Below are 21,711 nucleotides of genomic sequence, written 5' to 3'. Positions count from 1 at the left end.
AATTTTAGCCGGATTATCCATAACTTCCAGCAGAAAGGAATTCAGAAGATGACTGCAAACAGAGATATTTATATTGTGCTGACCGGAACAGGTACGGCCTTCAGCGGAATTATTAAATGGTTCACCAAAGCGGAGCTGAATCACGCCTCCATTGCTTTTGACAGTGAACTGCGTGAGGTCTACAGCTTCGGCCGGAAAAAAGTGTACAACCCGTTTATCGCCGGACTCATCCACGAGAACTTCATCCATCCGTTCTACAGCAGTGCAGACTGCGCCATCTACCAGCTTAGAGTCAGTGCGGAAGAGTATGATACGATGTATAACCATGTCCAGGGCATGATGCAGAATCAGGAGCGTTATAAATATCACCTGCTCGGCTTGGTCGGTGTATTGTTGAACATCCGCATTGACCGCGAAAATGCTTTTTTCTGCTCCCAGTTCGTCGCCTCTGTATTTGAGGAAACCGCCGTTCATCCCGTAGCCAAGCCCTCCTGCTTCGTGACCCCGGAGGATTTCGCTTTATCGCTATGCGCCCACAAAATATTCAGCGGCAAACTCTCCTACTATATGCACCGGAGCGATACTGCGACCCTCCGGGATTCCAGTCTACATAACCCCCAACCCCCTGTTCCAGCAGATTTTGCAGCCACAGCTGCGGCTACATGAAGAACGGACCGAGGGGATCGTCTGAACGATCACCCTCGGTCCGCTTGATGCCGGGTGAAAGCTAGGAACCTACCGGGAACACAAGGACTTGCGTCCCGCACTATTTTACACGATGACTCTGATAATATTCTGTCCAATCTCCGAGAATCGTTACCGCCACGGTATCCACCTTGGTCTGATACTCATTGGTAGCGGTAAAGGTAAAAGTAACCGGACCATCCGGCAACTGTTCGAACGATGGATCGGCCAGCTCCCCTGTCCACATGGTCTTGTCGCTCCCGGTTGGACTCAGCGCAGCCGTATATCCTCCAGTCATTGTGACTTGCACGGTATCCGGCAATCCGGTAGCTGTCCCCTGCAGCACAAATTTCTCGCCTGCCCAATAGACACTGTACCCCCGCGGACTTTCAGGCGAGCCGCTCTGCTTCATATTATATGCCTGACGGTTGCCATTCCACTCCTCCGTGTGCCGGACAGCCCCCTTGATGCTAAGCAGATTAATCATAAAGTACTTTCTTGCGGACACAACACTCCAATCAAATCCATCGAAGACCTCAACTTCAACAGCATATTTTTCGTACTCTGCTAAGGCTCCATCCGGTACCTTCCATTGTTTTGAACTTGATGCCTGGTCACCGGATTGCACCTTAATCGCACCGGTGGCCAGATCGATGATTCGAACCTTGAAGCGCTGCTGCAGATCGCCGTCCTCATCCTGATAATCCCACTTGATGATCGGTGTCAGCGTGCTGGCAATCGTAGGCTTGTTGGGGCTATCACTTGTCGGATAGGTAATCATGACCTTAGGTAACCGATTCAGCACGGTAATGCTATGGGACAGTTCTCTGTATAGTCCCAGAGAATCCGTGACCAGCTGCCTATACGTAAAGACACCGTTAGTAGTAAACTGCTTGGCGAAATCATTTTTTGTACTTACCAGCCCTTCTGCACCGGCTGCCGGTTTCAAGAAATACTGATACCTGATGCTGTCCCCTTTCGGGATATCTTCATCTGTTGCCGTGCTCTTAATGTTCAGCACATCCGTCCGGTAGACCGCTACCTTTGTGGCATCTTTTCCCGTATCTGTAGTTAAGGTGAAGCCTGGCTTTGGCGGGTTGTCGATGATGAACGATTTCTCATTGGATACCTCGGACCAGGAACCTTTGGAATACGCCCGCCCCAATACGGTGAAATACTCGAAGCGATTGAATGTTGGGTTTGGCACTTGATATTGGCGGATCGATCCGCCTCCATCTGTATTCTCTAACGTTTTGACCAACAACCCGTCTTTCGCAAAAAATTCTAGCCTGTACTTTTCCTGCGGATCATTCTCCGGGTCAGAGTAGGTCCACTGAATCAACGGGTCCCCCTGCTTTTCTGCATCCAGGACCGTTGGGCTCGCGGCTGTACCCGGAGGAGAAGTAATCGTCATGGACGGGGCCTCGTTCTTAATTACATTCACTTTGAGTGACTCAATATTTGACTTAGCTCCGATCTGGTCCACTGCCCAATGTTCCAGAGTGTATATCCCCGGTTCCGGGAAGCTGATTTCGATGCTCGGCGTCTTATACAACTTGGTAGTGCTGTCGCTGTCAGTTACCTTCCAGAAATACTGAAGACTGGCCACGTCGGATGGATCTTCATCCTGATCAGACGATGTATACTGCTTTGTATCAAACTGATACGCCGTGGCAGGCCCATTAATGGCTGCCGTAGGCACATGGTTTAGGACCTTGAACATTCGTGTAGCATTCGAGGAAAGCGACCCGTCCGAGGCTGTCAGGCGCATTTCCCAGCCATCTGAAATGGCTTGTTGCTGTGAAATCCCGCTACGTGCGATCAGATCCCGGATGGTCATGACCTGGTTTCGGTTGCCCCCGGCGTAATAATAGGGACTGCTATTGATGCGTGCATTCCACGCATAGCTTAACCCATCTCCATCCTCATCCGGATCCGGTGTCATATTCTCCATGGTTATGACCGTATCCCGGTACACTTCCACCGGCATATTGAAGGCAGCTGCCGGCGGGTGATTCAGGACTTGTACCGTTTGGCTGTAGGGCTGCGACCATAGCCCGCGGTTATCATGGACCTGAAGGGTTAACTGATACGTCCCCACGCCATAGGCTGCGATATTCGGCGGCACCGCCGCACCGCCCGAATGGCTCCAGACCTGCTGCCAGCCATCTTTGATCACCGTCCAGTTATACACATCGAGTGGATCATTATCCGGGTCGAAGGACTTATCAGTGATGGTGGAAGCCTTACGGTACGATACAATGTTGGGCTCTACGGTAAACAGCGCTACCGGCGGCAGATTGCCGGCCGCACCCACCGTTTGCTGTGACCAGTCACTCCAGACACCAACCCCGTTCTCGCCATCGATGTCCCGCACTCTTAGCCGGATATCATACTGGTCATTGGTCGGCAGCTGTGCCGGCGGATATCCATCCGTCCAGACTTGTCCCTCCGTTTTCTTATATTGCCATTGCCAGTCCATGATCCCTTTATTGGAGGCAGTGACATGATCCAAATCGTATGAGCTGTCAGTGATCTGCAGCCATCCGCCCGACAGCCTGGCACTAAACAGGGCTATCGGCTTGCGGTGTACGTGGAAGGTCATCGAAGATAGGTTATTCCGGCTCCATTTCCGGTACACATCGAACCGGTCGTCATCCTTGGGATTGTCGCGACCCTGGAACGTGGCCACGTAGGAACCGCTATACGGGAAGGTCGTGTAGGGTGAACTTCGCCATAATCCGGAATCCCAGATGATCCCCATCGAATTGTCAAAGAAATACGGATCATGATCAAATCTGTACCGCTCTTCCCGTTTAGGGTCCCATTCCGAGTCAAAGAATTTCGTTCTGGTTTCTACGGGGGTATTAACCAGGACAAAGGACTTGTTCCTCATCTGCTGTCTGACATTGATCGTAAGCGCAGCCTTTGCGGTCATCCCCGACGGGTCGGAGGCTGTGATGTTCATCGTGTAGGTTCCCGGCGGTATCGAGTCTTGCAGCACATCCAGTGGGATATTGAATGGTTTGGACATCTTGGCTTGAGGGACCACCGTCTTCTTGTAAAAGACACCAGGAATCTCGGCCGTGACGGTAACGTCCTCGTTGTCTGGATCGCTGACATACCCCTCGATGTTGATTCCGCTGAGGCCCGGAGCATTAACCAGGGTAATTCCATTTGCTGTTCCTACGGACAGGCTAGGGGCATAATTGGGTATCAATTCTGCAACTCTAGTCATGTACGGTGACCACCAGTAAGTTTTTGTCTTAGCCAGCACTCTAAACCGCAACATTTCTGGATCTTTATCTAGTCCTGGAGTGTATTCATATGGCTGATAATAGTTATATCCTTGTGCATATTCATTAGGATAGGTGTTCGCCATTAAGTTCCGTATGTTGGACATATCTAAATCAAGAACTGCAGGCATGTAAAATCCAGGAGAGGCTACTGCATTAATGTGTAAGACTCCCCAATCTGCTGACCAGTTATAATACATACCATAATAGTCAGGTGTTCTAGGATCATTACAGGACCACCATTCGTCCCGACCATAATCCTGTCTATTTATTTCATACTGGTACGCCTCTTTGGTATATACGGAACTACACATTTCGATTTCCATTGGCTCAGTGTATCCGCCACCGTCAGGTCTTCCCGTTGTATAGGTGACATGCAAGTTAGAGCCTGGAACAATATCATAGGTCATTCTTTTGGTCGTTTTATTAAACTTAAGATTGGTCACCTTCAGAGCTGGGAAGTCGATAACAACCTTATCATCCTGATTGCCATGTCCCCCTCGCCCGGCTTCAAACACTATATCCCGATAATAAATGAAATTGTCCTCTGCAGCCTGCACTGTACTAACCAACCCTGTCAGCTCGACTGCAGGCTGTGGCAGTGCGGGAATGAGCAGCAAATAGGCCATAAGCAAAATAATACTTCTCTTGAATATCTTCAATGTCTATCTGCCTCCCCTTATACGTCCCAATCGACTTCCGGTGCGCGATTGTCTATGTCTACCGTCCGCTCCACCAGTGCTTGCTTGATCGGATCGGTATAGGAGTCTGCAGAGCGCCGGTCCGCTTCCGTTACATAATCCTCGATCGTCGGCTGGCCAAACTCTTCAAAGACCGTCAACCGGATCTCATATCTCCCCACCTGAGTCAATTCCAGCTTAGGATTAATCTCATTTCCATTATTGAAGATCTCCCAATTCTCATCGGTAAACCGCCCATCATTATTGGAGTCGTACCGATACTCCCAGATTCGACGGTTCAAGATATCCTTGTCTGTGGAAAAGGACCTGTCCGTAATTTGGATAATCGCTCTATTCCCCTTCTCCGGGTCCCGATACATTTTTTGGGCAACGTCAAAATACACACTTGGGACTTCATCCGGTGCAATATCGAACGTGATCTCCCCATCTGCACCATAGCCGGCTGTATTCTCTACGTGAATAGTCGCTTTGTATTTGCCAGGCTTCCGGAAAAGAACGTCCTTGCTCTCCAGCTCGGCCAGACTGCCGCTGTATTTGATATCCGCATTGGTCCCGCCGCTGACTGCGCTGATCGTGACCTGGGTCTTGGACTTAATGATCGGGAATCGGTTTGGGCTCGTACTGCTGTTGATGAGCGTGGTTTTCCGGTTCTGCTTCAGTGACCCGCTGATCTCCAGGCTGGCGGATGGGGTCGGCTCAATGACCGTTACCTCGGTGCTGGTGCTCCCGATCAGCCCGTCATTATCGACGACGGTAAGCATTATGGGGAATGTCTGTCCGACCTTATCCCGTGTGTACCACACATAGCCTCTGGCTGTATTTTCAATCCCGCCCTCTGCTCCAGGAGTTCCCCAGGCATAGTCGGTAATGTATCCGTCCGGATCAGAAGAAGTTCCCCCGTAGACCATCATGTCAGAACCCGCCTTAACGTACTTGGGTGCGCTGATCCGGGCAATTGGTGGCTTGCCTTCCGGCTTGCTCGGCGTACCCGGTATGGATGGATAGGTAATGGGGTTGTCCTTCTTGTACACCCCAGCCGAGACTTCCATTTTCTGTTCCAAGGAGGTTATCGAGCCGGACTTGGTAACCACAGGATTCTTGAACCGAATGATCACCGTCAGTGCGTAATCCTGCTTGAAGCTGTCACTGGTCACCCGGCTGGCCGGGATCTGGAAGTCGAAGCTTTTGGATGCGGTGAGCATTTTGCCAAATTCTTTCTTCATGTCAGCCTTGGCTGACCCATCCTTTTCGCGGGCATAAAATACCCATTCCTCGATGTTAGAGGAATTTGTGTAACCCAGCAGTTCGCCTTTAACGTTAATCTTCACATCGACCTTGCTGCCTTCCAGCTTGATCGGGTTCGGGCTTGGCTTCTCAAGGGTGGCCGTTCCGTTTAGCGTAGCTTGGTCAGGTGGGGCGTAATCAAAGGTGACCGTTCCGGCGTAGCTGTAGGATGTGACTTTGGCTTCAGCATTGAAGTAGTATGGGAGTGTCACGTAGTAGAGCCAACCTTTGGCGTGTCCCCCTCTTCCAAACCCTTCCGATACTTCTTCCACTATTCTATATTTGGAGGGTACTGTATATGTGATTATAAATTTACCGTTCTTAATACTGACACTTCCCGGATCATCTTTTAATTCGCGCGGATGAAGCTGGATGCTCGATTGAATCACACTACTATATGGAACCTGAGTCTGATCTTGCTTATACCAGGTTGCTGCACTAGGATTTACAGGATCAGACTTCGTCGAAACCGTCGTTTTAGGTGGTACTGCAGATGGCGTTCCGTAATCTTCTGCGTTTTTGTTGTAGCTTACGTTGTACCCCTTGTCTTCTTTGTAATCGTTGATTTGCCAGCGTCGTCCATCTGCATAACGCCAGATGGAGTTTCCGGGAGTGCTCTCAAAAGGATCTTCAAATCCACTCTTTGTCCCCTTCACAGGAAAGGTCTCATCCTTCACGTTCCCCTTCAGCGTAACCTTGATCTTCCCATTCTCCATAGTGGGGGCCCCTACCACACTGTTGTTTCCTGAATATTTCAGTGTCCCTGCCTTAATCGCGGGGCCTGTAACCCCGCTGGGCAGATCCAGATAAAATGTCTTGGCACTATTTCCTGATCCGGTTAAACCCATAGTAACCGGTACGCTGACGCTACCTTGTTTAGCCCCTTCTGCTTGTGCAGAATAGATCACTGTCGGTACAAGAATTAAGCATATGACAATAAGAGCAGTAATCCATAGTTTCTTATTTTTCATTGGCTGGTCCCTAAGCTTTCGGCTCTACAATGTATTTTGAGACAAATTGACCTTTGCAATCTACGCTCAGTTTAAAGTAGTTAATATCACCCGTATAACGAAATCCTTGATACGTACTGAGTTTTTGTCCTGGCTTTAATACCCATGTCCACAAAGCGTCTTTATTGTTTACGGAATCATCCAGCTTACCTGGCATAGCTGCAGACGCTTCCCCTTTAGACAAATCCCCGAAATTCAAACGCCACTTGGCACTCAAATCTTTAATGTTTCTTTGAACAACGTTACCGCCCTTATTTTCCACAGTAATCTTTGTCCAAATAAAATACTGAGCACCATCCAGGTCATAACCATATTGTTTAGCCAACGCCTGAGCATCCTTTGACTTCGCATCAAAGATCATAATCTTCTCCAGCGTATAGCTCAGCCCACCGGCAGTCACTGTTACCGGCAACTCCACATCCTTCACCAACCCATACTTAGCAAGGTTATCTCTCATAATCGGGGCCGCTGGCTTAGCCGCGGCAGCTGCTTCTGCAGATCCGACTTGACCTAAAATAGAACTGGAAAACAGCGCAGTCGCTACCAATGCTTTCATAATCGTTTTCTTCATGTGAATCACTCCTTAAGTTAGTTAATTCGGCCTGCTAAGGCTCGCCTCGGGGCAGGATTATCATTTCGATTCAGCTTGATCAGAGGGCGACCTGAGCCAACAAGGCCGCATTCATCCTGATTTACATATTAAATTTGTATTCCTGTACTGCGGGCACAGTGATGGCCTCTTGAACCTTGGTTCTGGAGATCAGCACCGGGTGCTGCATTTGAATCACTGCAATGACTGAAGGACCTTGTATGTATTTGGTGATACCGTAAGTACTGTCCTCATAGAGCATTGGAAAAGTAGTACCTGTTGCTTCATCCACGATGTCGAACTTGACGATCTTCACTTGAGCCTGAAGCCGGCTCCCCGCTATGGGGGATAAGCCGTCATCCAGTCCCAGATTACTCTGCAGGGTGTGGCGGAAGGTGGCATAGGCCTCAGCGGGATCAATGACCAGACGGCCTTGGGCCCTCGCTGCTTCGTTCAACTCCTGTGATGCATCATGGACAGCCATATTGTTGGCATCCTTAAGCATGCTGCGCACCTGGTCCCACTCCTGGTTCTGAATCTGAAAAAACCAGGAATAAATAAAGATCAACAGGACAAAGGCCAGCTTGATAATATAATCCATAGGTTAGCTTCATCCCTTAATTAATCGAGATATTCACTCATGATCGAGCCATGTCCATAATACTGTGTCGGCTGGGATACACCGGAGAAATTGTAGGGGAACAGGTTCACCCGCGGCGCGGTCACATACACATCAATCCGCTGTTTGCGCTCTAGGATCACTTCTGTTCCGCTGGTTATCTTAATCGAGCCTTCGGGAAATCCTACAGCTTTCAGATTCGAAATGACCTCAGCCTTCATAGAGGCAGTGACCATCCCTTCTGTCGCTGCCTTTTGCGTAATATAAGAAGTGTTGGCCTTGACCTGCAGATCGAGCAGATAATCAATGTACGTAAAAATCGGCTGCAGGATAATGAACAGCACCAGCCACATGAACAAGGCCCGGAGGACGGTTGCCTTCAAACGCAGCGCCTCCTTTTAATACTTCTCGACAGCTTTGACATGGGTGATAATATCATCCTGGCTGCCGCCGATAATGCTTGTAGCCCCAGCGATAAAAATCCCGGCAATCACAAAACCAATAGCCAGAAACAGCGCGACGGAAATCGAGTCCTTCTTCATCTCAATTAAACCAAAGGGCCAGCGATTGTGTACGTTACTGCCGCTTCTACAGAATCTGCAGGCTGAATCAGACTAACCTTCGGGATTTCAGGTCTGTTGTCATCCGCTTTATCAATTACGTCCCGTACCACAGGAATCAATACAGCAATTACGATAGCCACACATAGGAACCCGATAGCGATAAACAAACCAGTCGAAATAGCGTCTTTTTTCATTGTTAATATCTCCCTTTTGATTGTATATTTTAAAATGATTCTTGAATATAACAAAAATTTCACTTCGTTTATTTTCTTGCTGCCAGCCTGCATAAAGAGTTCATTGGAACATCCCTACGCCGTTAAAGTTCCCTTTGATCAGCATAATGTACTGCATGGCCAGCGAGACAATCATCAGAAAGGTAGCGATTGACGGAACAACATTGATGATCGTAGAAATGTCCCCGATAAAGGACCACTTCTTCAGATACTGGTCACTTGAGATTTTGGTAATGATTTTGCCCTGCTCCTGCAGATACTTCGCTGCTTCATGGTCATCGTCCATTCCTTCTGTCGCAAGCAGAATCGAGCGGATATCGTTGATAAACGTATGGTTCTCCGGGAATTTGCTGCAAAACCATTCGATTGCCCGCTCCGTCCCCTCGTCCACCGCCCGCTCCGACAGCTCGTACAGATCCTGGCGGATGTAACTGAAATGGTTGGCCGTCCCGGCACAGAAAGCTCCAAATTCCACATAGCCCCGCTTGCGCAGCCGGTTGTTCTCATAGAGGCGGATGAAGGAGATCAGCTCTCCGTCTTTTTGGATCAGTGTCTTCTGATGCAGCCAGCTCAGCAGCCAGCCAAACGGCAGAACCCGCTGCGGACTGGTAATCACCAGAATCAGCAGGGCAATCAGAGGATCGTATATTGATATAGGTTCTGATCGTACGAAGTCTCCCGTTGCCTGAACCAGCAGATAGAGGAGGGCCGCCGAATAGCGGAACAGAGTGATTTTGGCCGCTGAAATGGAGAGTCCGCTCTGGCCCAGCAATTGCTGCAGCCGCTCATTTTGCACCCGTTCCCCGAAGGCCTTCCACTGCTGGCCCAGACGGAGCACATAGCGTTCCTGACGGCTGCTGCTGCTGACAAAGACCAGTAAGGCAAGATACACAATACCTGTTACAGCTATTAAAAGTAGTAATCTATCCATCATTCATCACCTTAATGGTAGTCCAGTCTGGGTCTGGCGAGGATGGTACTGATCATGAACGAGATGAATAGGCCCGTAATGATCACCATCATAAATGTAAGTCCAATCGTTGTCTCGAACTGTAATTTGAAATATACATCCGGCTTCAGCATGTACATGAACGTTCCCACAGAAGACACCAGCACAATCAGATTACCGTACAGTCCTAAGCTGATCGCATCCCTGCTGCTGGCTTTTACCGTCAAAATGGTCTCCCGTTGCAGTTCCATGGAGCGGTTGAGCGTCATGAGTGAGCTTTTGAGATAACGGGTGCCCTCCTTCTCGCAATAGAGCAGGTCTGATACGAATTCCACCGCAAAGGTTGTTCCAATCGCTCCGGCAAAACGCCCCGCTTCCTCATTCAGCTCCCGTTCATTGCTATAGCCAGCGAACGCTGTCCCCAGCAGCCTTAATGGAGTCTTGAGCACATTCTCTCCCGGCAGCAAGTCACTGGTCTTGGATAAAATGGAATCCGCAGATAAATGCGTGAATTTGGTGGCGATTTTGATCACATCGAGCAGATCGTAGCTGCCCCGCACCTTCCGCTGGGCGTAGGTATATCTCATCCGCAGATAAGGAATGCAGGCCGAGAGAACCGCCAGGAACAGCGGAAGCCGCCAGGCATGCTGCACAGGTGCTCCGTCATTCAGAACCATGCCTTCCAGAAAAGGATTGCTGAAGCTCAGCTGCCCCGGCAGCTCTCTGAGAGTCAGCAGACTCGATAGGAACACCCCAAGGAACAGCATGCCCGAACGGGTGATAAAGCGCAGCACACTGATGCCCGGCTCGTACCGCTTGTGGGCAAAATACAGCAGATCATCCAGATGGCGGTACAGCCACATTTTCCGCTTCGCGCTACTGACCTTCTTGCCAAACAGGCTCATCCGCAGATTCATCCGTAAGTCCAGCTTTTGTCCCCACTGCCATAAATGCCGCTCAATCAGCGGCTTGACCAGCAGCCAGAGTCCGCCGGCAACGAGCAGGTGAAGCACAAACTGGATGATGTAGAACAGCAGTTCCACAGGTTCCCCCTCCTCTCATTCGTTCAACACGATTTTGGACTTCAGACTTTCCTTCAGCGGGTCAGTCATCGGCTTCTGTGCAGCGAGATGTCCAAGCTCTTGCAGCAGCATCCGTGCCGCTCTGGCATTCTTCTTCTTCATCTTCACAATCAGCGCTTGAGTCAGTTTGTCATTATAGGTCCAGCCCGCCTGCTCCGGTTCCCAGCGCATCAGATCATTGGCGAAGACCGAATTACTGTCCTCTTCATAAAAGACCTCAGAGATCCGGGCGAGCCGCTTCTTGCCGTCCGGGACACTCTCCAGAATAAACACCAGCTCACAGGATTTCAGCGCTGAGATTAAATGCCCCTTCAGACTGCCGCCAATCCGCGTAGATACAGCGAACGCCCCCTGATACGGAATATCCTCCGAATCTACAGTATGAAAGGTACCCGTAATGCCGTCATAGCCCTTCTCGCCGCTCCACAGATAAAATTCCCACTCGTTATAACGCATCTCCGTCATATAGAGAATGTTCGGATCATGCCGCAGCGACTCTACTCCGACCTCCATCAATTCCTCATTGGATGCCTGGATGGGAATGATCCGGTGGCCCTTGATCTGATACGGTAAAATCGACTCCGGGTGCTTCTCAATCATCACGACACCCATGCAGGAGGAAGAGCCGAGCAGCTGCTCGCCGACAATCGTGTTGGCAAAAGTGGTTTTGCCTGAGCCTACCGCGCCGGCAATAATCGTGTTGCGAAATGTTCCGGTAAGTGCACGGATCAGATCAATCGCTTCCGCAGGAATACATTCCGTGCCGGCCTGATCATCCAGGTCCAGAAATTCTACGACCTGCCGCCGGAGCGAGATAGTAGTGAAGCCCTCCCAGACCCGCGGTGAGACCCAGATGGCTAGACGGATGAACCGGCCGGGCCAGAGAGGATCATCCATTTTGAATTCAACGGAAGGATTATCCTTGTTCAGCTTCTTGCCCGGGTCACTTTTCAGGAGAGAACGCTTAAGCTGCTCCACCCGGTCCAGCGAAGGCATCTCATAGGGATACGCCACGAACCTGCCTTGATGGTTATAAAAAATTTGCCGCCCGATCATCTGAAGTCCGGTAGATTCGCTATAGGCACGATCTGTGAACCAGCGGTAGGCGGGGCCGAAGCCCTTCCATTCATGAAACAGCGCTTCAGCGGCTGTGCGGTAAGCCTCCGGCACTTTTCCGGTAAACGGGGTCCGGCGCAGATATTTCTCAATCTCGTTCATGAAAAAGCTGACCGCCTGCGGATCACCGACAAGCGCCTTCGCATTGAGTTCAAAATAGCCGTCATCCTCACGCTCCAGCCCGGCGTTCATTTCACTTTTCATGGTGTGCAGGAAGCTATAGAAGTCCTCTTTGCCGGGCTTACGGGTACGCAGTAGGCTCTGCTTCAGCGAGAATAGCCGTCTGTTCTCCGTTCCCTCCGTGATTTCAGGCACCCCTTGCAAGCTCTCGTCCTGCTGATCCAGCCGCCTTCCCTGCTCAGGGTCCAGCGGAGTCCATCCGGTCAGCACACGCTTCTGCTGTAGCAGCAAGCCTTCATCTCTGTTGTTACTCATTGAAATATCCCTTTCTTGCGCGTTTCGTGGGCGAGGCCCAGTGATACTAGCAGTGCGTGGACTTTATCGTCCACTTGCTGAAGCTCTTTTTTGCCCAGCGGCAGGCTCTCGGGAAAAGATGGATAATACGGCAGCTCCAGCAGAAGCTCGCTGCCAAAACGCAGGGCCAGATTCTTCGGTGAGGTCAGCTCTTCCACATTGCTGCGGTTGATTATCCACTGGAAGTCCTGCGGATGCAGGTCCATATGCCCGGCCAGCTCCATCAGGGGCTGCAGCCTGTATTCGTGCCGTGGATGGGTGACGATCATACGCAGTGCGGACTTCTGCATCCCCACATACCATGCGGCGCTCTCGGGAATCGACCCGAAATCTGCAATCACCACATCGGCACTTTCACTGGCTCTTGCCAGCAGATATTCTATCTCCTCCTCCTGATAATCCTGCGCGCTTAGATAATCGAAGTTGCCGGGCAGATAGGCATAGCCTTCCTGCTGCACCAGGCCGCTGAAATCCTCATCATGCAGCATTTTGCCGGTCATCCGCGGCCGCAACTTGTCCAGACTAACCGCCGTCTTCCGGTCATAGCCCGGATCATACAGGTCGAGACCCAGCACAATCACCCGCAGTCCCGAAGCAGCAATCCTCCTGGCGAACAGCTTGGCAATACTCGTACAGCCGATACCCGGCCCGGAGCCGAAAAAGCCTACCACATTACCGCTTTCCTTGTGCTCATCCTCCAGCATAAAGCGCAGCTTATCGATGATTGCCGCTGAGGTTGAACGCGGGGGCATGAAGCTTATACCCAGACTCTCACATTGCATATGTATAGACTGGTAACCCCGCACCCCTTTTTGCAGATAGATGTACACAATCGAAGAGTCCGGGTACCTCCCTCTCAGCTCTCTTAATTTTGCTACCGGCACCTGTTCGCTCGTCACCATTAATAGATGCCCTCCGGCATGCTTAGGCTCCGGCAGCACACTCTGTGCAATAACGGTGAAGCCCGCCAGCTTAATCTCATTGATGGTCAGCTGATCTATGCCCAGACTGAATATTCTCAAGGCTCATTCCTCCTCCCTTCTATCTAACTCTTCTACTCCACCCTTACAATCCACAGCTTCTTGCCCTGCTCAAGATAAGCTCCCAGCAGCTCACCGTCGCTCTTCTTCAGCTTCAGCTCCGGCGTTGCTACCTTCCCGGTCGAAGTAAACCGGTTATTGTTGTTGCCGTTCTCCGAGTCGAGTACATCGTTGTTGTCTTCCGTACGGACATAGTTTACAGTCACTCCGCTTAAGAATACTTTGCGGGCCGGTACCTCCGGCGGAACCTCTGCTTCCAGTAAAGAAGAAGCACCTGAGGCATTTCCTCCTCCAGGAACAGTTACAGGTGAAGATGCAGCAGCAGCCGGACTATATCCCCTGCGTTCTTTTGCAGGCGAGTCTCCTTCGACCAGATAGATGTCTACCTTATCCCTGCTGCGGAGGGAACCGTTGATGGCATAGATCGCGTCTTTGGGAATAGGGAAAATCCCTTCGTCCTGCTGTGGCTCCAGCTCACTTACATCCACCAGCGACTCGGTCAGAATACTGCCATCCGTCAGATTGACATTCGTAATTTTCCCTTCCACCTGCTCCAGACTACGGACAACCCCTGCCGGGATGTCTTTGGTCTGTACCGAATCCAGATAGAGATTCTCCGCTGTCAGCTCATGATTCTTCGGCAGGAAGCTTCCGCCGTCCACCTTGATTTTGACAACGGTCTGTGACAATACATAAGGCTTGAAGTACAGATCATAACCGAGCAGTCCGCCGAAGCCGATAAGCAAGATAAGTCCGGCGAAGAAATAATTGCGTTTTAATAGACGTCCGCGCTTTGTTGACAAGCCCTTTACCCCCTTTGAATGTGATTTCTGCACATAGCAAAATACATCTTGGCGCCTATGTCCAAAATGCCGGTAAAATGCTTTTTTACCTTAGTGGTTGAGAAGTGTATTAGATTATCCTTGTGAGGTTGTGAAGCCTGAGGCTGCGGGAAGCTCCCGCTGAAGATGAATGCCGGTAAAAGCCAGGCCGGAACGATGTTCTTTATCCCCCTGCGTTACGCAGGAGTGCTGACTTTTACCGGAGTGGTTGTAACGATTAACTGCAAGACTAGGGTGATTAATTAAATACTACTGTTTTGTTGTGGTGCACGAGGATTCTGTCTTCAATATGCCATTTGACGGCACGGGCCAGAACCACCCGCTCAATCGTACGTCCAATACGCTTCAGTTCATTCACATCATCGCTGTGGCTGACCCGCTGAACGTCCTGCTCGATAATCGGCCCGCCGTCCAGCTCCTCGGTCACGTAATGGGCGGTCGCCCCGATGATCTTGACGCCGCGCTGATAGGCCTGGGCGTACGGCTTGCCGCCGACGAAGGCAGGCAGGAACGAATGATGGATGTTGATGATCCGGTGCCGGTAATGCTCGATGAATGAAGGGGAGATTATCTGCATATACCGGGCCAGTATAATTACATCAATATCCTCACCGATGACCTCCAGTTGACGCGCTTCAGCTTCAGCCTTCGTGTCTGCGGTGACCGGAATATGATGGAACGGAATGCCGAAGGATTCCACATAAGCCTGCATATCGGTGTGGTTGCTGACCACCAGAGCAATATCTGCATCCAGATCGCCCGCCTGCCACTGCCAGAGCAGCTCCACCAGACAATGGTCCTCCTTGGAGACGAAGATCGCCAGCCGCTTCTTATGGCTCACCTTGAAGATCTGCCAGTTCATCTTGAAGCGCTCGGCAACACCGCCGAAGATGGAACGTACCTCTTCCAGCCGCTCATCCAGCTTAGGCAGGTCAAACTCAACTCTCATGAAGAACATCCCGCCGTCCGGGTCCATCGTATATTGGTCCGACTGCACGATGTTCGCGCCATGCTGATACAAAAAATGCGATACCGCCGCTACAATCCCCGGTCCGTCCGGACAGGAAATGAGCATACGTGCCCTCTCCGGATAGGGTCTGCCTGTTGAATGGTCTCTCTTCACATGTAATTCCATAGTTCTCCGTTCATCCTCTCATCTGCTTACGTTATCTATGTGGGTCTATGCCTTCACAAGCAGCTGTTTGCCTGCCAGCCAGGCGATCAGCCGGTGATTAACGGCTTCCTCACTAAGCTGAGGGAATAATCCGGCGGCTATGACTTGATCATAGAGACGCTCCAGCGGTTCACGGGGATCTGCTTTTTTGGCCTTGGCGTCATTCTTCAGCAGCTCCCACACATCCAGCACATAACGGCGTGAATCCAGCTCCTGCTTGGCAAAAAAAGCATGCAGCTCTTCCAGCTCCTGCAGAAATTCCGCTCCGAAGCGTTCAGCGACATTGCCGCGCAGCAGGGCGATTTCTACTTCATACATGGGACGGAGCTTCTTGGCGTCCTTGCCAATCCAAGGCGTCTCCAGAATAAACGGCAGACCTGCGAGTGCTTCATGATGGACTACATTGTTGATCGTCTCGAATCCTATGTAGCCTGAGCCAATCGGTGTATGACGGTCTTTGCCCGCTCCGCGCGGGTTCTTGCTGTCATTAATATGGATAACGCCGAGCCGTTCCAGGCCGATGGTATCATCGAACTTCTTCAGCACCCCATCCAGATCATTCACGATATCGTATCCGGCGTCATGGATATGACAGGTATCCAGACAAATGGACAGCCGCTCCTGATGCTCGACCTTATCTATAATCGAGGCAAGCTCTTCGAAGGTGCGCCCAATCTCTGTGCCTTTACCAGCCATGGTCTCCAGTGCGATGTGCACATCGGTCTCATTCGTACCGCCCAGCACCTCATTCAGGCCGTCTGCAATGCGCTGAATGCCATAGTCGGAATCCTTATCGGTAAATGCGCCCGGATGCAGGACAATATGCTTGACCTCAAGTGCATGGGTCCGGCGGATCTCCTCCTGCAGGAAGTCTACTGCCAATTGGTAGGTATTCTCCTTATAAGAGCCCAGGTTAATAATGTAAGGAGCGTGAACTACAATCTCCGCGACACCATTCTCCCGCATAGTCTGCTTGCCTTCCTCGGGGAACATCGACTCAATCGGCTTGCGGCGCGTATTTTGCGGCGCCCCCGTATATATCATAAACGAGGTAGATCCGTACTCATTTGCTTCATTGGCCGCGCTCAGGAGACCCTTGTCCGCGCAGGACACATGTGAACCTATTTTCAGCATGCTTAATTTCCCTCTTTCCTTCACGAATTAACCCTTATTCTACCGTGATCGGAAGAATAAATCTAGACAAGCCCCGTAAGGCTGCTTCGGCTTCGCAAACCTAGGGAAATACGCTATACTCAAGATAAGCAAAACGAAAGTGATAATCATCACTGTCAAAGGCGGTGTACTCATGCATTTCCATGTACCCTCAAGCTTATTATCCACAGGACCAAGCAACTGGTTTATGAATTCCATCGCATTTTGGACCTTTTTACTGCTGGGCTGTATGTGCATCGGCGGCTATTTTATGTTCCGCAAATTTCTGAAGGTGCTGCCCAAGGCTGACGGCAAATCCAAGCTGGACTGGCAGAATTACTGGGTGGAACGCAGCCGTCCGCTGTGGAGCGACGAGATGAAGTCTTTTCTGGATCAGCTTGTACAGCCGGTGCCCAGCCCGTTCCGCGATATTGCCAAGCACTCCATCGCTGCCGAGATCGGCAAGCTTGCTGTGGAGAGCCATGCACCGGAGGTTACCCGTGAGCACTGTATCCAAGGCTATATTATCGCCACGCCCCGGCGTGACAACAAGTTCCTGATCACCTTCCTGGAGAAGAATGGCATCGACTACGCGCCTTACAAGCATCTGGTCAAATAAAATATATTAAGTTACTTCACTATCGGGCGTCCAGAACAGGAGACATCCCTATGAAATATATCATTTGCGGAGGCAGCGGATTCATCGGCAGCGAGCTTACCGAATATTGGCTGCACAGCGGACATCAGATCATCAGTGTCGGCCGTAAGAATCCCGAGAATAAGCTGGTGCATCCGGCTCTTAGCTATCTTACCTGGGACAGTCTGGCCACCAGCCCTGAAGCGGCAGAAGGCGCAGATGCTGTGATTAATCTTGCCGGAGCTTCACTCAGTCAGCGCTGGACCCCTAAGGGGAAGCAGGCGATTATGGAATCGCGTCTTGAAACCGTTACCGCTGCCGGGAAGCTGCTGAAATCACTTCAGCATAAACCCCGCGTGATCGTCCAGTCCTCAGCAGTCGCTATTTATGGTACATCCGTGCAGGATACCTATACTGAAGCTTCCGAGACCCGGGTTGTCGATTTCCCTTCTGAGGTCGTCAAGACCTGGGAAGAGGCTGCAGATGAAGCCTATACCGGCATCCGTTTGGTCAAGCTGCGCACAGGAATTGTGCTCGGCAATGAGAGCGGTGCTTTTCCCAAAATGAAGCTGCCTTACTCGCTTGGCTTCGGCGGCAAAATCGGCACCGGCAAGCAGTGGATGTCCTGGATTCACCTTACCGATATCGTGCGGCTGATCGAATTCTGCATTCTTCATCCCGAGATAGAGGGTCCCGTTAATGCCACCGCTCCACAGCCGGTCACCAATGAACAGTTCGGACGGATGATCGGCAAAGTCTACCACCGGCCCCATTGGTTCCCCTTACCGGCGTTTCTGTTGAAGACCGCTGTAGGCGAGCTGTCAGAGATTCTGCTGGAAGGGCAGCGTGTGCTTCCTTCCAAAGCCATCAACCACGGCTTCACCTTCACCTATCCCACGCTGCAGCCCGCACTGGAGCAACTGAAAAACCAGTAGATTGTTGCAATCCCATCTTTACACGCGCCTCACTACCTCTGTCATGCTGTGTGAAAGGTGTAGGTTCCCTTAACAATGGTGAACACCGTGCCTTCGGTCAGCGGATATTCTTTATAGGGAACCATCGCTTCGCCAGCAAGCAGCGTACCATTCCTGGAGTCCAGATCCTTCAGAATGTATCCTCCTGAGGCTCTGGAGATCTCGGCATGGACCCGTGAAGCTCCTTCCGATTTCTCGATGTACTGTGCCACTTCAGCGGAACGTCCAATAATGAAGCTGGGCCGGTTCAGTTCAATTCTCTCGGGAGCTCCGCCGTCATCCGGATCACTTCTTTCCAGATAAGGCACCGCCCTTGAGGCCTGGGGAAGCCCGCTCCCTGTGCTCTGAGCAGGTTCCCGCGTCAGCAGCGCTGTAGCCGGTGCCGCTTCCCTCTTCTGCGGACTGCTCCCGGCCATCGCCGGCGGAGCCTGTTGTCTGCCGGCCGGTTTGGCCATGAACCCGCTCACTCCCGCATCAGCTGCTTGAACCGAAGGGGTGAAGACCGGTGCAGGTGGACGCTGATCTACCGGATTCCTGCCGAAATCCCACTCCAGCTCGCTTCTCAGCTTACGGTTTCGGGCGGTGCTGCTATAATCATCCCGCCCCTCCTCCAGCGCATCCACCTCTTCCTCTGCTTCGCCCCAAGCCAGCCTTCCGCTCCACACCAGCCAGCACACAGCCGCAAGTATCAGAGTTCCCGCAGCACATACTGCCAGCCACAGTGTCCGGGGATCATTCAGATAGAGAAACTTCCATAGTAATGCATCTCCTAGCACGGCCCCCAGCAATATATACGTCCTGTAAGGACTCTGCTTGTCCGCAGCCTGAACGGCTCTCTGTGTTGTATCCGCTAATGCCTGAACTCCTGATAATCCATCCTTCCGCTTCAGTGGCGGCGTACCGCTCATCCAAGGCGTGGGATTAAGCATCGAACCGGAAGGCTGTGTCTCCTTATCTCCATGTACACGGGGAAACGCTGCGGCCGCCGGTCGCTCCCTTCCCGGTTCCTCCAGCCTGCGGGCCGGAGGCTGCGCCCAGTCTATCCTCATTGCTGGCACAGCAGCAGAAGTGCCTGCACCGGCCATCGGACTTATATATGCAGCCTCCATCCCTTCAAAATTGGCCTTATGGGGTGTAACCTCCGTCAGCATTTCCGCGAGCAGCCCTTTCAGTCCAGCCGGACTAAAGGCTTCTTCCCCGCAATATTGCAGCAGCCGCTGAATCCCGTCACCCGTTAACTCCTGAATCGCTCCCATGAAGACCATGATCAGCGATTTCAAGGCTTCTCCCGGCTTCGGTGCGAGCTCTGTGAGTTCCAGCGGAATATAGGTCAGGAAGACCTTGCCGCTGCTGAGCGTACCTTCGATAAAGATAAAGTCCTCATGAAGCGCATACTGCTCTGTACGCAGCATATACAGCTGTCCCTCCTCCATCCCGGCAGCGATCTGCAGCATCAGCCCGAAGAATTCCGTCATGCTCAGCTTCCCGCTCTTAAGCAGCGCTCCCAGCATTTTACGTCTTGCAACTGTGTATTCCAGCGTAACCTGCAGATCTATTTCTCTAAGCAGCAGCCGTAAATGATGCGGTATCCCGCTGGTCATCAGCATCCGGGCCTGCACCATATTCAGCTCACCTGCGCGGAGTCCTCCGGATCTGCCCAGCAGCATCGTTATTCCGTCCTGCTGGATGAAATCCCGTTCCAGTCCAAACAAGTCTCTTCACCTCCCAGTCTGTCCACGATTAGCGTTAAGTCAGAAATAAATAAAAGCACAGATGAAGCCCGGGAACACGGCCAGCATAAAAGGAAACCGGAGCAGCTCCCCCTCCCGGCCTGAGGCCGAACTTGCATTGCGGAGCAGCAGGAACCCGGCTGTTCTGCTAATCATGCTGCGCAGCCTGCGCCCTGTCTCTCTCCTGTAGAAAATGATAATCCAGCCTACAACCGCCCCTAAGAGTACTGAATAGACAATGACCTGAAGCGAGAAAAGCACTCCGGTCCAAGCACCGATGGCAGCAAAGAGCTTCACATCGCCGGCCCCCACCGCTCCGATAAAATACATAATCAGCAGAAGCAGGAAGCCTGCTCCGCCGCCGCAAAGTGAAAACAGCAGCCCCTGCCAGCCATTGATAATCCACTGCAGGAGCAGCCCGCCCATCAAAGCAGGCATTGTAATCCAGTTAGGAATTCTCATCCAGCGTATATCTGTGAATAATGCCGCTGTCAGGAACGGCAGGCAGCCCCATAACGCCCATTCCGTCATCCGTGCGCCTCTTTTCTCTGCTCTTTTATTTTTTCACTACAGTAAAAGTCGCCTGAAGCGTAGTTCCATCAGCCAGACTAACCACAAAGGGCCAAGTACCCGGCGTAGTATTCACGCCGATCTTCCATTCCCATTCGATGTACCCGTGCTCATCCGCCTGCTTCCAGCCCAGGTACTTGGCAGTACTCTGGCCGCTCTTGTAGAAGATCGACAGATTGGCCGAAGCTCCGGGAGGCACCTTCACCCTGATAATGCCCTGGTGATTCGCCACACCCGGATTTGGCTTCTCCAGGATTACAATGGTTCCGTCATCTTTTGGAGTTTCAACCGGATTTCCTTCCCCGGAAGCATCGGTGTTGCCGACCCATAAGCGTTCAACTGCGCTGGCCTCCAGCACGATTTTTTCATTCAGGAACGGGACCCGCATAGGCAGCTCATAGCTGACTACCATGCCGAAATACGGATGCGTCCCTTTTCTCAGATCGGGTACAGTGACCTTGGATACATGAATCCTGCTGTATTCAAGCAGATCCGAGGAGAGATACGGCCGCAGCATCGGCTTGAGCACCAGATCCAGCGCCGCCTCAGAGGCTCCCGCCTGCACCTTCTGCAGCGGCCCTTCCCCCTCCCGGACAACAGACTTGACCCAGGACTCCATAGGCTGCGGAAGCTTCTCCACGTAGTCCTCACTCCACTGCGTTATCGACAGCCGCGGAATGCTCCAGATGTCGGAGGAGTCCGCATCATCTGAGTGCTCAGCTTCACCTGCTTCTTTGGCTTCATCTCCCCCGCCGCCACCTTCCCCCTCGTGCTGCTCCATTGCCAGAGCCGCAGGATACATATGGGTTGAGATTATTTTGACAGTGTCAGAAGCCGTGCTCTGCAGCGCTGTCGAATACACAGTCATTTGGATAATGAAGATAAGGAACAGAACAAATAACAGGAATACAGGCAGAATCAGTGCAGCCTCCACAACCATGCTGCCTTTATCGTGAGGGTCCGGCGGTTTCCTCAGCCAGCGCTTCATTACA

At 51.7% G+C, this 21,711-nt stretch carries 20 protein-coding genes; 3 read left to right on the top strand and 17 right to left on the bottom strand.

Features of this window, described 5'->3' with window-relative positions:
- Window positions 1–48: 48 nt before the first annotated feature.
- Window positions 49–666 (top strand): hypothetical protein, encoded by a 618-nt coding sequence (locus MHH28_RS28785; RefSeq protein ID WP_405108173.1) that lies wholly within the window; start codon window positions 49–51, stop codon window positions 664–666.
- Between the two features lie 100 nt (window positions 667–766).
- Here MHH28_RS28785 and MHH28_RS28780 read toward each other — a convergent pair whose 3' ends face one another.
- The 14 genes from MHH28_RS28780 to MHH28_RS28715 form a co-directional block, all read right to left on the bottom strand.
- Window positions 767–3,922, bottom strand: a complete 3,156-nt coding sequence (locus MHH28_RS28780; RefSeq protein ID WP_405108170.1) for a hypothetical protein — start codon at window positions 3,920–3,922, stop codon at window positions 767–769.
- 737 nt (window positions 3,923–4,659) lie between these two features.
- Complete coding sequence (locus tag MHH28_RS28775) at window positions 4,660–6,813, bottom strand: hypothetical protein (protein ID WP_405108167.1); 2,154 nt, start codon at window positions 6,811–6,813, stop codon at window positions 4,660–4,662.
- A 133-nt stretch (window positions 6,814–6,946) separates the two neighbouring features.
- Window positions 6,947–7,546, bottom strand: a complete 600-nt coding sequence (locus MHH28_RS28770) for a hypothetical protein (protein WP_405108164.1) — start codon at window positions 7,544–7,546, stop codon at window positions 6,947–6,949.
- Window positions 7,547–7,667: 121 nt separating this feature from the next.
- Window positions 7,668–8,165 (bottom strand): hypothetical protein, encoded by a 498-nt coding sequence (locus MHH28_RS28765; RefSeq protein WP_405108161.1) that lies wholly within the window; start codon window positions 8,163–8,165, stop codon window positions 7,668–7,670.
- A 20-nt stretch (window positions 8,166–8,185) separates the two neighbouring features.
- Entirely contained in the window at window positions 8,186–8,566 is a 381-nt protein-coding gene (locus tag MHH28_RS28760; RefSeq protein ID WP_339254249.1) for a hypothetical protein, read from the bottom strand.
- Between the two features lie 15 nt (window positions 8,567–8,581).
- Entirely contained in the window at window positions 8,582–8,725 is a 144-nt protein-coding gene (locus MHH28_RS28755) for a hypothetical protein (RefSeq protein ID WP_155991580.1), read from the bottom strand.
- 5 nt (window positions 8,726–8,730) lie between these two features.
- A complete protein-coding gene (locus tag MHH28_RS28750; RefSeq protein ID WP_342548621.1) occupies window positions 8,731–8,940 on the bottom strand; it encodes a hypothetical protein in 210 nt (69 codons plus the stop codon).
- 100 nt (window positions 8,941–9,040) lie between these two features.
- A complete protein-coding gene (locus MHH28_RS28745) occupies window positions 9,041–9,910 on the bottom strand; it encodes a hypothetical protein (protein ID WP_405108156.1) in 870 nt (289 codons plus the stop codon).
- An 11-nt stretch (window positions 9,911–9,921) separates the two neighbouring features.
- A complete protein-coding gene (locus MHH28_RS28740; protein ID WP_405108154.1) occupies window positions 9,922–10,971 on the bottom strand; it encodes a hypothetical protein in 1,050 nt (349 codons plus the stop codon).
- Between the two features lie 15 nt (window positions 10,972–10,986).
- Window positions 10,987–12,561 (bottom strand): ATPase, T2SS/T4P/T4SS family, encoded by a 1,575-nt coding sequence (locus tag MHH28_RS28735; protein ID WP_405108151.1) that lies wholly within the window; start codon window positions 12,559–12,561, stop codon window positions 10,987–10,989.
- Window positions 12,558–13,622 carry a hypothetical protein gene (locus MHH28_RS28730; protein ID WP_405108148.1) on the bottom strand — a complete coding sequence of 355 codons (1,065 nt, stop codon included), beginning with the start codon at window positions 13,620–13,622 and terminating at the stop codon, window positions 12,558–12,560. Before MHH28_RS28730 ends, MHH28_RS28735 begins: the two co-directional genes overlap by 4 nt.
- 32 nt (window positions 13,623–13,654) lie before the next feature.
- Window positions 13,655–14,443 (bottom strand): SAF domain-containing protein, encoded by a 789-nt coding sequence (locus MHH28_RS28725; RefSeq protein WP_405108146.1) that lies wholly within the window; start codon window positions 14,441–14,443, stop codon window positions 13,655–13,657.
- A 277-nt stretch (window positions 14,444–14,720) separates the two neighbouring features.
- Window positions 14,721–15,617, bottom strand: a complete 897-nt coding sequence (gene purU / locus MHH28_RS28720) for a formyltetrahydrofolate deformylase (protein ID WP_405108143.1) — start codon at window positions 15,615–15,617, stop codon at window positions 14,721–14,723.
- A 45-nt stretch (window positions 15,618–15,662) separates the two neighbouring features.
- Window positions 15,663–16,790: a deoxyribonuclease IV gene (locus tag MHH28_RS28715; RefSeq protein ID WP_405108140.1), complete on the bottom strand. Its 1,128-nt coding sequence runs from the start codon at window positions 16,788–16,790 to the stop codon at window positions 15,663–15,665.
- A 172-nt stretch (window positions 16,791–16,962) separates the two neighbouring features.
- On the opposite strand from MHH28_RS28715, the gene MHH28_RS28710 reads away from it, so the two are divergent.
- Both MHH28_RS28710 and MHH28_RS28705 read left to right on the top strand, forming a co-directional pair.
- Window positions 16,963–17,427, top strand: a complete 465-nt coding sequence (locus tag MHH28_RS28710; RefSeq protein WP_405117297.1) for a DUF2621 domain-containing protein — start codon at window positions 16,963–16,965, stop codon at window positions 17,425–17,427.
- A 50-nt stretch (window positions 17,428–17,477) separates the two neighbouring features.
- The gene (locus MHH28_RS28705; RefSeq protein WP_405108137.1) at window positions 17,478–18,380 is read left to right on the top strand and encodes a TIGR01777 family oxidoreductase; all 903 of its coding nucleotides are present in this window, start codon (window positions 17,478–17,480) and stop codon (window positions 18,378–18,380) included.
- A 41-nt stretch (window positions 18,381–18,421) separates the two neighbouring features.
- Here MHH28_RS28705 and MHH28_RS28700 read toward each other — a convergent pair whose 3' ends face one another.
- Genes MHH28_RS28700 through MHH28_RS28690 form a run of 3 tightly spaced genes read right to left on the bottom strand, consistent with a single transcriptional unit; the run spans window position 18,422 to window position 21,707 of the window.
- Window positions 18,422–20,131 (bottom strand): DUF6382 domain-containing protein, encoded by a 1,710-nt coding sequence (locus tag MHH28_RS28700; protein WP_405108135.1) that lies wholly within the window; start codon window positions 20,129–20,131, stop codon window positions 18,422–18,424.
- 39 nt (window positions 20,132–20,170) lie between these two features.
- Window positions 20,171–20,680 (bottom strand): prepilin peptidase, encoded by a 510-nt coding sequence (locus MHH28_RS28695; protein ID WP_405108132.1) that lies wholly within the window; start codon window positions 20,678–20,680, stop codon window positions 20,171–20,173.
- Between the two features lie 25 nt (window positions 20,681–20,705).
- Window positions 20,706–21,707, bottom strand: coding sequence for a TadE/TadG family type IV pilus assembly protein (locus MHH28_RS28690; RefSeq protein ID WP_405108129.1), 1,002 nt, complete (start codon window positions 21,705–21,707; stop codon window positions 20,706–20,708).
- Window positions 21,708–21,711: the final 4 nt, after the last annotated feature.

This window comes from Paenibacillus sp. FSL K6-1217 (assembly GCF_045040735.1).
Lineage (GTDB): Bacteria > Bacillota > Bacilli > Paenibacillales > Paenibacillaceae > Paenibacillus_AQ.
The sequence above is the reverse complement of the archived record's forward strand: the minus strand, read 5'-3'. Positions and strand labels throughout refer to the sequence as shown.